At 51.5% G+C, this 13,391-nt stretch carries 9 protein-coding genes and 2 tRNA genes; 8 read left to right on the top strand and 3 right to left on the bottom strand.

Going from position 1 to position 13,391, the window contains the following annotated elements; genetic code table 11:
- Positions 1-166 precede the first annotated feature (166 nt).
- A complete protein-coding gene (locus G8770_RS07135; protein ID WP_167183989.1) occupies positions 167-595 on the bottom strand; it encodes a tetratricopeptide repeat protein in 429 nt (142 codons plus the stop codon).
- A 251-nt stretch (positions 596-846) separates the two neighbouring features.
- On the opposite strand from G8770_RS07135, the gene G8770_RS07140 reads away from it, so the two are divergent.
- The 3 genes from G8770_RS07140 to G8770_RS07150 all read left to right on the top strand — a co-directional run bounded on the left by G8770_RS07140 (position 847) and on the right by G8770_RS07150 (position 3,935).
- Entirely contained in the window at positions 847-2,349 is a 1,503-nt protein-coding gene (locus tag G8770_RS07140; protein WP_243760317.1) for a DNA recombination protein RmuC, read from the top strand.
- A gap of 99 nt (positions 2,350-2,448) precedes the next feature.
- Positions 2,449-3,396, top strand: a complete 948-nt coding sequence (locus tag G8770_RS07145; RefSeq protein ID WP_167183993.1) for an AEC family transporter — start codon at positions 2,449-2,451, stop codon at positions 3,394-3,396.
- A gap of 65 nt (positions 3,397-3,461) precedes the next feature.
- Positions 3,462-3,935, top strand: a complete 474-nt coding sequence (locus tag G8770_RS07150) for a DUF2489 domain-containing protein (RefSeq protein ID WP_167183995.1) — start codon at positions 3,462-3,464, stop codon at positions 3,933-3,935.
- A gap of 13 nt (positions 3,936-3,948) precedes the next feature.
- Here G8770_RS07150 and trmA read toward each other — a convergent pair whose 3' ends face one another.
- Positions 3,949-5,043 carry a tRNA (uridine(54)-C5)-methyltransferase TrmA gene (gene trmA, locus G8770_RS07155; protein WP_167183998.1) on the bottom strand — a complete coding sequence of 365 codons (1,095 nt, stop codon included), beginning with the start codon at positions 5,041-5,043 and terminating at the stop codon, positions 3,949-3,951.
- Positions 5,044-5,372: 329 nt separating this feature from the next.
- On the opposite strand from trmA, the gene G8770_RS07160 reads away from it, so the two are divergent.
- Together G8770_RS07160 and G8770_RS07165 are read left to right on the top strand one after the other, a co-directional pair.
- The gene (locus G8770_RS07160; RefSeq protein WP_208022105.1) at positions 5,373-5,825 is read left to right on the top strand and encodes a flavin reductase family protein; all 453 of its coding nucleotides are present in this window, start codon (positions 5,373-5,375) and stop codon (positions 5,823-5,825) included.
- Positions 5,826-6,377: 552 nt separating this feature from the next.
- The gene (locus G8770_RS07165) at positions 6,378-8,777 is read left to right on the top strand and encodes a DUF6351 family protein (protein ID WP_167184004.1); all 2,400 of its coding nucleotides are present in this window, start codon (positions 6,378-6,380) and stop codon (positions 8,775-8,777) included.
- Between the two features lie 120 nt (positions 8,778-8,897).
- Here the strand turns inward: G8770_RS07165 and G8770_RS07170 are convergent, their stop codons facing one another.
- Positions 8,898-10,433, bottom strand: a complete 1,536-nt coding sequence (locus G8770_RS07170; RefSeq protein WP_167184007.1) for a two-component system sensor histidine kinase NtrB — start codon at positions 10,431-10,433, stop codon at positions 8,898-8,900.
- Positions 10,434-10,669: 236 nt separating this feature from the next.
- Between G8770_RS07170 and G8770_RS07175 the strand changes: the two genes are divergently transcribed.
- The 3 genes from G8770_RS07175 to G8770_RS07185 all read left to right on the top strand — a co-directional run bounded on the left by G8770_RS07175 (position 10,670) and on the right by G8770_RS07185 (position 13,287).
- A tRNA-Val gene (locus tag G8770_RS07175) sits at positions 10,670-10,745 on the top strand.
- Between the two features lie 21 nt (positions 10,746-10,766).
- Positions 10,767-10,843 (top strand) — tRNA-Asp (locus G8770_RS07180).
- 1,139 nt (positions 10,844-11,982) lie between these two features.
- On the top strand, positions 11,983-13,287 hold the full coding sequence (locus G8770_RS07185) for a hypothetical protein (protein ID WP_167184010.1): 1,305 nt from the start codon (positions 11,983-11,985) through the stop codon (positions 13,285-13,287).
- Positions 13,288-13,391: the final 104 nt, after the last annotated feature.

Here is a 13,391-nt window from a genome sequence, read left to right on the forward strand (position 1 = left end):
TGTCACTGCAATAGCAGGGGGCATGCAGGTTTGGCGTTTGAACAGGGCTGCTGACCATCAAGGTTTAAAATCAGTGCCAGCTTAAGGTTCAACTTAAGCGTCATCTCGAAGTCTAAAATAAGGGCCATAACCCTTGGCTCAGATTCTTCCGCAGCGATATAGACGCTTATTCTGCGGGGATCAGGTCGGCGATACTGCGCAGGTAATCTTCTTTTTCTCGCTGAAACAGGTTCCTGCCGCCAATCTGAAACGCCTTGTGCAGATGCGTTCGGGCTGATGTTTTTTCGCCCATGTGGTACAGGCACTGACCAAGCCGGAGGTGTATGAAGGGGTTGTCGCGGGTTTGCGGGCAGTGATTGGCTGAGCGAAGAGCTTCGCAACCGGGAATGTACTGCTTGAGACTGAAGTAACTGTCGCCAATCCCTGTCAGCAACCAGCCAGCTTCTGGAAAATCCGTTTGAGGCTTGGGCAGCAGTACCCAACCTTGATAGAATAGACGCAATGCTTCTCTGTACTTGCCATGGTCATAGGCTTCATACGCTTCGGCACAGAGCTCTCGTATTCGGTCGGTGGTCTCTTGGGGCAGCTCGTTCATGTTACAAACAATTTCATCAATGAGTGGATTGATAATAGCGATCTAATTCGACAAAAACAAAGCTCAGTGAGCTTAAAAGCGAGATTGCAGACAATTTCAGCCGGGGCAAGCCTTCGATGAAGACCTGTTCGGCACGGCACTGGTCGTGAATCAAACACAAATGTCTCGATAAAACGCCTCTTTAAAAAGGAATCTATTTGGCCCGGTTGAAGGTAATTTGATCAACATTGGCTAAACAACGGAAACGCTGCATGACCATTGAAACCCTGTACACCCCCTCATTCCAGTGGGCTTTGATTTCTGCCTTGTTCACGCTGGTGCTTATGGGATTGATCCTGTTGAGGCAATCTAAATTATATAGCAAAAAAATTGAATTGCTGAAGGAGATATCTCGTCAAAATGTGACTGAATTGACCTTGTCTCAGCAACGTCTGGAGCAGTTGACCCTTGGGGAGCAGCAAAATCAAGAACATCTCAAATTGCTGCAGCAACAGTTGCAGCTTCAGCAGGTGGATCTGTCGGAAAAAACGAGTCGTCTGGCAGTGCTGGAGAACGTTGCGCAGGAACAGCAATCTCTAAAAGAGATGCTCCACGCCCGTGAGAATCAATTGCGACAGCTTCTAGCCGATCACCAGAGTCTGCAGGCGAAAAGCCTGGCAGAAAAAAACAGCCTTGAGGAAAAGCTCATCCTTCTCAAAGAGGCCCGTGAACAACTGAATAATGAGTTTAGGTTACTGGCCAATAAAATCTTTGATGACAAGCAACAGCGTTTTAATGAGCAGAGTCAGCAGGCTTTATCGGCCAGTGTCAATCCCCTCAAAGAACAAATAGAGGCCTTCCGTAAAAAAGTTGAGGATGCCTACGATAAAGAAAACTCTGAGCGCAGTAAGTTAGTCGGTCAGCTGACCGAGCTGCAAAAACAAACCCGACAAATTGGTGAGGATGCCATCAACCTGACCAATGCGCTTAAAGGTGACAACAAGACCCAGGGTAATTGGGGGGAGGTCATTCTCGAGCGTTTGCTGGAAGAATCGGGCTTGCACAAAGGGCGTGAATACGAGGTTCAGGTGGGGTTGAAAGATGAAGTTGGGCGTCGCCGTAACCCTGACGTTATTATTCGCTTGCCTGAAGGTAAAGACATTGTCATCGACTCCAAGGTGTCACTGATTCACTATGAACAATCAGCCTCAGCCAGCGATGACAATGAACGGCAAAAGGCCATAACGCAGCACGTGGCATCGGTTCGCACCCACATTCAGCAATTAAGTGCCAAGTCCTACGACAAATTGGAAGGCATTCGCAGCCTGGATTTTGTGTTTCTGTTCATTCCGGTTGAGGCTGCATTCATGGCGGCTCTTCAAGCTGATCAACGGCTGTTTCAGGAGGCTTACAGTAAGCACATTATTCTGGTGAGTCCCACCACCTTGTTGGCCAGTTTACGTACCGTGGAAAACATCTGGCGTTACGAAAAACAGAATCGCAACGCCGAAGAAATTGCCCGTCAGGCGGGGGGGCTGCACGATCAATTTGTGTTGTTGTTTGAGGCCTTTGAGGAGGTCGGCAAGCAAATCGATAAAGCCGGGGAATCTTATGACCTGGCCCACAAACGTCTGGTGTCGGGGCGCGGTAATCTCATGCGGCGGGTCGAGAGCCTGAGATTGTTGGGCGCCAAAACCAAAAAACAGCTGCCGACAAATTCATTGGGCACGACCGACGCTGAGTCGCTGTTAGCGGATCAGATCGATGCCGAATAATTCCACGGTACGTTCAAGCTGTAGTGCCAGTATGACGCTACAGCCACACCACAGCGCACGCTGGTCGATAGGGTTGGCATATCCAATTAGGCTAAAAGTATGTTTGTAGAAGTTCTGCTGTTTACCCTGTCGGTAACCGCCCCCATTTTTTTATGGCTGCTGTTAGGCGGTGTGCTCAAAGTGCTTGGGCTGTTGAACGAGCAGTGGATCAGCCGGGGATCCTGGTTTGTGTTTTATGTCAGTTTGCCTGTGCTTATGTTCACCAGCATGGTACGCAAGCCCATTGCGGAAGTGTTTGAGCCAACGTTATTGATTGTCTGCCTGATTTGTACCTTCAGTATATTGGCGCTTTCACGCTGGTGGTCGACCGCGTCAAGGCTGACGCCCGAAGACGCTACCGTGATGCAACAGGGGGCCTTGCGGGGTAACTTGGGGATTATTGGTATATTGCTTTGTCTTCACGCTTACGGCGACGGCGTGCTGACCCAGGTGTCGTTGTTGATGGCAATGATGACGATTGTCTATAACGTTGTCAGTGTGTATATCTTTGTAGATGGCCTGAATGAAGGCAGGTTAAACCTGAAACTGCTGTTCGTCAGCTTGATGAAAAACCCCTTGATCGTCGCGATTCTGGCCAGCCTGCCGGTGGCGTTTGCGAGTGTTCGGATCCCGCCGGAGGTGTTTCAGTGGACCGATGGTTTTGTCACCGTCACTTTGCCCATTGCCCTGATCTGTATCGGCGGTACCCTCAGTTATCGCAGCGTCAAGAATGATGTGAAGCTGTTGCTGAAAACCGCATCGCTGAAATTGGTGTTAATGCCGGTCATTGGTATCCTGCTGGTGCTGCTGATGGGGGTTCAAGGACAGCCGTTGGGGGTGGTGTTCTTGCTGATGGCCAGTCCCACCGCGGCGGCCAGTTTTGTGATGACCAAAGCCTACGGAGGCAATGCAGCACTGGCGGCGAACATTGTCGTGTTCACGACGCTGGGCTCACTGCTGACCATCAGCCTGGGCGTATTTGTATTAACCTATCTGCAGTTAATGTAATGTGAGCTTGTCGGGCCCATGCAGGTTAAAGATTTTGAATAAAACCCTTGGAGAACATAGTTGTAATGTCTACCCAATCCCCATATCTCGCTCTGGCCCTTATCGCAGCGGCCAGCATTGTGTTTGCGCTGGCGGCAGTGGCCGTCTACTACCGGTTGAAGCTGCGTACGATGCAACAACACCAGCAAGCGCAACTGGAACAACTGAAAAAGCAGGGCCAGCAGCAGCGTGGCCGCATCAATAAGAGCATTCAGATCATCGCCCAGGGGCTGCTTGATGACCAGCTAAGCCTGACCGAAGGCTCCATTCGAATCAAGGTATTGCTCGATGGACTGGCTGTAGAGGAGGGGGTCCAGGAAGAGTTTGCCGCCTTTTATCATCTGGCGGCAGCAACAGATCACATCCCCATTCTGGAGGCCTGGAAGGCGCTGAACACCAGAAAAAAACTGGAGTTTGATCAGCAGCGCCAACAGCTGGAAAGCGATCACCGTGAATTTGTGATCGATGCCGCACAACGCATTCTGGGTAAGCAATTCTAACCCTTTGATTTATTTACAGGGGGCGTTTGGTCAGCAGCGCGCCACATTCAACGTGGTGCGTGTATGGAAACTGATCAAACAGGGCAAACTTTTCAATCTGGTGGCTCTGAGTGATCGATTGCAGATCTCGAGCCAGGGTCTCCGGGTTACAGGAGACGTAGAGAATGTTCTCAAAACCTTTGACCACTGCCGTGGTGTGTTCGTCCAGGCCGGCCCGTGGGGGGTCGACAAAAATGGTCGAAAATTGATAGCTGTCCAGATCAATCTCTTTCAGGCGACGAAAAGAGCGCACTTTGTCCATGGCCTGTGAAAACTCTTCGCTGGACATGCGAACAATATCGACATTTTCCACCCCGTTGGTGTGCAAGTTGAATAGCGCCGAATTCACCGAGGTTTTGGAGATTTCCGTGGCCAGCACCTTGTCAAACGCCTCGGCCAGCGGCACGGTAAAGTTGCCGTTGCCACAATACAGTTCCAACAGGTCGCCGGTGAGAGGTGCGGCCGCGCTCAGGGCCCAACCCAGCATGCTTTCACACACCCTGGCGTTAGGTTGGGTAAAGCCGGTTTCCACCTGCTGGTAATGGTACTCTTTGCCGTTGACGGCGAGTGTTTCTATGACAAAGTCCTGACCGATCACCCGTTTCTGTTTGCGGCTGCGACCTATGACATGAACCCCCAGGTCGGAGGCCAATTGTGTCGCTTTTGCTTCCCATTCATCGGTGAGGGGGCGGTGGTAAATCAGGGAAATGACGGCCTGATGACTCAGTGTGGTCAGAAACTCCACCTGAAACAGGCGTTTTGACAGGAGTTCATCGGCATTGATGGCGGCCAGTAATTTCGGCATCAAGGCATTGATCAGCAGACTGCCTACCGGGAATTCATCAATGATGAAGGGCTTTTTATATTCCCCGGGCTCATACATGGCGTAGTGTGCCCGACCCTCTTCGTGCCAGATCTTGAACTCCGCACGCATCCGATAGTGGCTCTGGGGGGAGGGAAAGACTTCCAGCTCAGGCAGGTCAAATGCCTTGAACTGCTCACTGATCCGTTGGGTTTTGTCTTCCAGCTGCTGCTGGTATTGATCCGGGTAAACGCTATTGATGGCCATGGGGCTGTCTGAAACCAAGTCGATGAGTGATAAAGGGCGGGCATTATACTGACTAAGGGCCCTCGATACGAGATTGCGGTTGGCAAGCCCCAAGCATTTGGCTTTAGGCCAGAGCCTCTGCAACAGGGCTTCCGCCCTCAAACCGGTCAGGCTTCAAGCTCTTCCACTGAAAAAGCCATGAAATCCGGTCTTTTGTGGGTTTTTGCCAAATTCCAGGTTCATGGCATAGGTTTATTTGACCCTGGGAAATGGGCTACAATTTCATCCTTTTATACGAATGAGACATAAAAATGAAGTCAGTTGAGTTGAACTTGGCAATGAGAGAGGGAATGAGACGCCTGGCCTCTGGTGTGTGTGTCGTTACTGCCAAAGGCAAGGATGGCAGTCCTTATGCGATGACTGCGACATCGGTGACTTCACTGTCTGATTCGCCGCCCTCCTTGTTAGTGTGTATCAATAAGAGCGCACGCATGTTTGAAGCGATCGACCAGGGCAGCGACTTCTGTATTAATCTACTCGCGTATGGGCAGGACGAAATTTCCAATCGCTGTGCCAGTGGCGATCAGGGGGTTGGGCGTTTTGATGTGGGGGCCTGGTCGATGGACAAGTCTCTGCCTTATCTCAGCGATGGCTTGGCCGCGTTCTTCTGCCGCCAGGATCGTGCCATTGATTACGGCACCCACCGAATCGTCATAGGTAACATTGAAGAAGTACTGGTCAATGACGACGACAGCATAAACCCTTTGTTATACCTCAACGGGGGGTATCACAAGCTTGGTTAAACAGGCGGTCAAGCGGAATCTGGCGTTGGTGGTCGACGCCATTTTGTCATTAGCGTGCGCTCTTGCGCGGCAGCACTGATCAAGAAACGATGCATCCACCCCGTTGAAAATCAAGACTCTCACGTTGAGAATCCTGTTCAAACCCCTGTTTCGGCCTTTGCAGCAGCGCGTTTGTGGCGCGACGATGATGGCCGTTTAACTCCTCCCCGATGTTCACTGTCAGCCTCCAGAGCCCGATGGATTTCCGGCCCTGGATGTCGGTCGTGAAAGTTTCTTTTCTATTTAAAAATCAACCTATTTCGCATTTTTATAAGACGATTTTGAATTCAAGAAAGCCTCTTTTTGGCGCGAAAAGCTATATAAAAGCAATTCACGTTTGTGGAATTCGCTAGGAAATCGCGGCTTTACGATTAGCACTTGCTCACTAGAACAGTTTTTCCGCTGATTCGCCGGGGTTGGCGGGATCTCCCTTCGAGTCATCGCTGCAGCAACAGCTTCTATACTTGAAGTTGATCGACTCACAGGCAATGGAAATAGCGGAGCTGGTTGACTATGTTGCGAATTCTTAAGTGGAGCTTGGGCGTTACCGGTGTACTGTTACTGGGTGCCTTGGGGGTTATGGCGTACTACTTGTACAATGTTGTCCCGTCACTTCACGAACCACCAGAGCACATTCTTGAGCGCACGCCTTTGGGGTCCGAGGTCTACTCCCCCCATGAGGCGTATAAAGGACCACACCCTTCTTTGATGCAGCGTCCTGAAGATACTTTTACCTATCCAATAAAAATTGGTGAAGTAGGCCCGGTAGATCCATTATTTGCCGGGGAAAAGACCTACCCATTCTGGTGCGGTAAGAATAAAGTCACTGAGCAACAGCCCATGGTGGATAACTACGATGGCTTTGGCGTTCCCGTGTTTTCAGTGGATGCAGATGGTGTAAAAGGACAGGAGATCGTTGGTTACAGTAAGGACTGCCTGCACTCAACGGGTGTCGCTTATTACTATCACAGCAAGGAGCATGGCCGCTTCCAGCCGCTGACAGAAGACACACCCGAGTTCGATATTGATACGTTTGTGTACGAAGGCGTGACACGGGATTTCGTTGTGCGTTTGGAGACGGGCACCATCAACCGCTATTTCTATGCCATCGCCGCTCTGAGAGGGGAGGGTGAAACTCTGGAGCGCCCGTTGGGCAATTTGTGGAACCGGCGGTTAATTTATCAATTCAGGGGTGGTGTTGGCATTGGCAAGCGGCAGGGCAATTTGAAACCGAGCGATGTCTTAAAGCGCCGTAAATCCCAGTTGCGCGAAGGTTATGCCGTGGTCTATTCGTCCGCCAATCAAACCAGCAATCACTACAATATGTGGTTGGCGGAAGACACGGCCTTACGGGTTAAAAAACAATTTGTCAGCGAATATGGGGAACCTCTCTATACCGTGGGAATTGGCGGTTCCGGTGGTGCGATACAGCAATACCTGATCGCACAGAACAACCCGGACGTACTGGATGGCATTATTCCCCTGTATTCATACCCGGACATGGTGACACAAACCACTTACGTGCTGGATTGTGAGCCGCTGGAATATTATTTTGATGTGCAAGACAGTCAAAACCCCCGGTGGGCAGACTGGTCTCAGCGGGTGTTGGTCGAAGGCTTGAGTTCAACGTCAGCAGACCTCAACTATTTTCAGGCCATGACGTCAGCCGCAAGGGTTCTCAAAGGCGAGCCGGAAGGCGTTTCACAGAAACTCAATGGCAGCAGCGAGTGTGTCAAATCGTGGCGCGGGTTAACGCCGCTGGTACACAACCCAAATTTTGTTCATTTTGCGAAAAACTTCAGCCAAACGGTGCAAGAGCAAACCCGCTGGACCCACTGGGAGGATTTATACCAGTTTTATGGGCGGGATCAGCAGGGCTATGCGCAGAGTACCTGGGACAATGTCGGCATCCAGTACGGCTTGAAAAGTTTGGTTGAAGGCAAAATTAGCGTCGAGGAATTTCTCGACATCAATGCCCAGGTTGGCGGATGGACATCACCAGACAAGATGAAGGACGAGAAATTCTGGTTTTTGCAGGGCAATGTTTTGCCCGTCGAGTTATCCGTGTGGAGCCACCAAAACCTGGAGCTGTCTGACAATGTTGAGCAGCCTGCCAAGCGCACCGAAGCGTCACTGGATGCGATCGAAGGTATTTTCCGCTCTGGCAATGTTTTTATCGGCAAACTTGATATCCCGATCCTTGATGTGCGTCACTACCTGGATCCGATCCTGGACATGCATCACTCTTCTGCATCATTTATGACCCGGGCCAGGATGCTCAAAGCTCAAGACAACGCCGACAATCAGATCATCTGGATGAGCGATCCCAAGCATGACCCGGTTGACCGCGCCTTTGCTGTCATGGACGACTGGTTACTCAACATCCATATGCACCCGGAAAAAAGCGTGGTGGAAAACCGTCCGTATTTTGCCGAGCATTCCTGTTTTGACCAGGACGGCCAAACCATTGCCCGCGGGCATAATGTTTGGGATGGGGCCTGGAATCAGCAGCCTGCAGGGGCTTGCATGAGGGTGTACCCAAGTTACCCCACCTCCAGAGAAATTGCCGGGGCTCCTGTGGATGGTGATATCTTCAAGTGCCAGCTGCAATCGATCGAAAACGCGGTTGACGGAGGGCTTTATGGGCGGGTTGACATGCAGTCGCATAGGGAGCGACTGGAGGCCATCTTTCCCAGTGGCGTCTGCGATTTCACCAAGCCGGGACTGGGGCGTCCGGGTAACCTGCTGAAGCGGGCCGTGATCGCCAAGGCTGACGTCACATCCGGGAAAAACGTTTCTGAGACTCAACAAGCAGCACCCGAGGGGCTGTCTCTGGACAAGCTGCAGCCTGTGACCTTATCCAGACTGGATGACGTGCACAACGATCTCGACAGGGAGACCGCTACGCAGTGACAGGAGCTTGTTGCGAGGGGGCTTTGCTGCCTCTCGGTGACTACTTCGGTAACTTCTGGGGCTGGACGAGATGGGGCGCTGATTGATGATTCAGCCGGGCCGTGGGTTGGTGCATACCAGCTATTCGGTCAACGGCAACGTTATGATGAAATTGGTCCCTTTGCCGGGGTGAGATTCGACCTCGATGGTTCCATCATGGTGTTCTGTGACGATAAAGTAGGTGACGGACAACCCCAGACCGGTGCCTTTGCCCACTTCTTTGGTGGTGAAAAAGGGCTCAAAAATGTGGCGGCTGACCGCTTCGGTCATTCCCGGGCCGTTGTCTTCAACTTCAATACTGACACTGTGCTGGTGTGCACGAATTCGCAGTGTAATTCTGGGGTGCAGGGGCGGACCATACTCATCGTTATTAAATGCCTGGCAGGCGTTGCGCAGCAAGTTCAAAATCACCTGTTGCATTTCAGTCGGTGAGCAGCGAACCAGGGGGATCTCCCGATCAAACTCCTTGATGATTTCAAGTTGCTCAGCCCCCTCCGGCGTTTTGAGTTCGAAGGAGTTCCTGGCCAGCTCAAGGCTGTGCTCCAGCAGCTCTTCCAGGTCCGTTTTCTGATGCGAAAGGGTGTTGCTCCGAGAAAACTCAAGCATGTTGGTGACTATCCGGGCGGAGCGGTCTCCAGCGTCCCGAATCGCATCAAGAAATTTAAAGATATCCCGGGCAGACAAGTATTCCTGGATTTGCTCGATTTTTATGCCAATGTCATCGGCTACCCGGTGGTTTTGTTCCAGTTCTGCGGAGGTTCTGCGATATATGTTCTGTACGCCATGGAGGATGGCGCTGAGAGGGTTGTTGATTTCATGGGCCATCCCTGCGGCAAGCTCCCCCAGCGACATCATCTTTTCATTCTGGATCATCATGTTTTCAATGCGCACTTTGAGTGTCACGTCATCGAGTCGAATCACCGCACCGGTTAATTCCGACGAAAGCAGAGGGTAGACCGTTAAGTCAATGTGCTGGGCATTGCTGCCGGTGCCTTGCTGGATGTTTTCATTGATTTGAGGGACCCCTTTGTCAATGGTTTCCTGAATCAAATCAATCGACACCGGAATCTCCGGATACACGTCCATCAGGTTGCGGCCCAGCGCGTCCGCGGGAGGGATTTCCGTGGCCAGGGTGGCGGCGGTATTCCAGTGTGTAATCAATCCTTGCCGGGTAATCCCAATCAGAACCGACGGCATGGAGTTAATGATGCTGTTGAGGTAATCCTGAGTCTCACGGAGCAACTCTTCCGTGATTTCGTGTTTCGCAATCTCATCGTAAAGTTGATTATTGATGTTGCGCAACTTATTGGTCCGCTCAATAACCCGTTGCTCAAGATCCCGCTGAGCGTTTTTCAGGTCATCTTTTTTTCGGATGTATTTTTTGCGGCTGGCCTGGCCAAAAATAAGGATGATCGTTTGCAGGACGATGATCAGTCCCAGGAACAGAATAATCCCCATTTGCACGGGATCCTCTGGCGCGGTTGTTTCCAAAGGCTGTGCCACCGCAGCGCAGGGCAGGATAAGCACAAGCCCCCCGGAGGCTTTTGAGCACATGTCCCGGACGTGGCGCGAAACTTCTGCGTGAGCAGGCTTTGCTGGCAGACCTGAGGCAAACATATTGCGTCCTTGTCCAGAATTTTGGTGGTTGAGGCTCGACCAGTCCAGGCCGGGTAAACTCTTTGGCGTGATTATAATTCGGGGCGCCACGATCTCAATCATGCTGAACCCTGTTGAGGTATTTATTAAACAGCAATTTGCTCATAAAATCAGCAGCTTAGAAGGATTGCCGAGTTTTTTTCAAAAAGGTTTGACACTCCAGATGGATTCGGTAGAATGCGCCTCTCTTGCAGAACGGGTGGTTAGCTCAGCTGGGAGAGCATCGCCCTTACAAGGCGAGGGTCGGGGGTTCGATCCCCTCACCACCCACCAAGCAAGAAATGGTTATACAGCGGACCGGTAGTTCAGTTGGTTAGAATGCCGGCCTGTCACGCCGGAGGTCGCGGGTTCGAGTCCCGTCCGGTCCGCCAATAACCCTAATCAAGACCTCCTATCAGTGATCTACCATCTTATCTCCTGACTTCTTCAGATTCGTAGTTTCTCGTATTTCGTCTTAATGCTTTAATTTCGCCACAGCACTTTATAAAGCCACCGTTTCATGCGTCTGAATATCCGGGATATACCGGTTACACGACTAGCAGGGCTCCGAGTGTTGCCAGGGCTTATGCGTTCTTGCGGAGCAAGCTTGAGGTGCAGCCCTTGCCCTGAGCTTGCCTTAAAAAAGGGTGAGATGGCTCCCGGTGCTGCCGGGTGTCGCTCCTTTGTCCGCATTCTCGCCCATTCAAAGAGTCAGTTAAGAACAAGCAGAAAGCTTGTTATATCTGATCGATCTAATATTTTCACGCAACTGTCATTATTTTTTTCTATCTTTAATACAAGCCTTACAAATTAAGGGCTTACAGGAACTGCTGAAGGTTGCTCCTGAAGATTCGGCAGCGCCAAGCGCATAAGCCGGGTGTTCACGCCCTGTCCAGCAGCTCATTTAAATGTCTATACAGGAGTTGATATATGCAAGACTATCTGGAAGATCTGCTTGACGAAGCCTTCGAGGAATACGAAGACGATGTCTGGGCAGAAGATTACAGTGATGTATAAGGTCTGGGGCTCCCAGACCAATCCGAATTCTCTCTCTTAATCGCCACAGCTCACCTGACTCAATGCCAGACCGCCACCCCTGGCGGAGATTTATTTTATTCGTACACTCTTTCTTTTGATGATTCCGTCACAGTTGATGAAGAGTGTTGGACGGATAATGGGGTTTTAAAGCCCTAATAAATGTAAGCATCAGGACCGTATCCTTATCCCCGTTCATGCACTGCGCTGACCAGACTCTGTTGGTGCTGTACCCTTATGGGGTATCGTTTGTTGAGGTCACAGCGCCACCCATGCCTTGCCATAGAGGCTTAGATCCAGCGCCGCTCTGTGCGTGTGCCGGGTTGCTGGGCTCTTATTAGGTGTGGTTTATACGCAGCGGGTTGCGGGCTCGGCGAAACTGGGGGCGCACCAGTTGCTTAACAATGGTTGCTTAAGACCCAGTCATGCATCGCCTATCCGGTCATTACAGCATCAGTCCTTTGGGGCCCCAGGAAGAGGTCAGGTAAAAAATACAATGAGTTACCCAGTAACAGCGGCTGAAGCGGTTCTGATATTCACCGGTAAGAAGTTAGAGCGGGAGCTGCTTTATTCTGAATTTGAAGCGGTGCTGGATGGCTTTGTGCCTCTCCCGGAGCAAGCCGGACAAACGGTGACCGCTGTTTTTTTACGGATCACCGAAAGTCATCATGTGAGCGCTGCGGTTTTTTTCACCATTGATTTTGACCAGAGTGGTTACCCGGATCAGCGCTGGAATGTTCCTATAGAGCAGCTGGCTAACATTGCCGGTGAAGGCCCGGATATGGGCGTGGGCCCGATCCGGCTGGCATGCCGCAGTCAATGCCCCATCGCCTGGCATCAGCAGCAGCTGTGGGATCCTCAGATGACCGCTGACGGCAATCACCTGGCGATCATCAAACGGGCGTTAGAACGAAACCGACTGGGTTTGAGCTTCGCCAAACCGGAACCCCTTAAACCCGATGTGGCGGCCCCAGCCGGCAACGATGAACACTGGCGCAAGCGAATTGCTCAGGCCATCAAAGAACAGCGCCTGAGGGTGGCTACACTCCAGCAACAGCACCGTTCACAGATGGAGGCCCAACAAACAGAATCCCTGGCAGCCGCTCAGCAATATTTACAACAGATTTCGGCCCTGACGGAGGAGCTGTCAAACGCGCAGGCCCGAAATCAAGGTCTGGAAGAGACGATTGCCGGGCAGACGCAAAAAATGGCAGGTTTGAGGGAGTATTTTGAGCATAAGCTCAACTCCACGAAAAGCGCAGATGCGTCGACCATCGCCAACCTCAGAAGTCATCTGGAGGAAGAGCAGCAGCGGCAGCTAGAGTCTGTGACTCAGGAGCTGAATGACCAGCTGCAAATGCGTGACATCGAACTGATGTACCGTCAAACTCAGATTGAGGGGCTGCAGGAAGAAATAGAAAGGTTGAAACAAGACAAAGACGAATTGCTCAAGGGCAGTGGTAATAATTTACTGGAGCAGCTGCATAAGGCAGGGATAAGCTTTGTAACCTTTCAGCCTGGTGCGGGTCATATGACGCTGCCCATTGATGATATTGCCGGCTTTATGGCGGATGTGAATGCCTATACCGCCCGCCGCTGCAAGGTGGATGAGTCCATTTTTATCCGCTGGAAGGGGCATTATCAGCAGCCTCAGTGTGATTTTGAGCACACGGGCCACGGAGTCTGTGGCAGGGCGGTGGCACGGATTGAGCGCCCGGCAGAATTTCTTCCGGGGGAAAGTGATCGCTGTGAGGATCACAGGGTGACTCGGCTGCATGTGTCTCAGGTCGCTTCCACATAAGTCCGAAACGGGCTTAAGATGGGGGAAGTTTAAGAAACTCTCCTGAGGGTGTGCTACCCCGTGTTCTTTTCGGCGCTGACGAGCGTGTATTCCAGGCCTTAATG

The sequence above is a fragment of the Pseudomaricurvus hydrocarbonicus genome, from assembly GCF_011602365.1.
GTDB lineage: Bacteria > Pseudomonadota > Gammaproteobacteria > Pseudomonadales > Cellvibrionaceae > Pseudomaricurvus > Pseudomaricurvus hydrocarbonicus.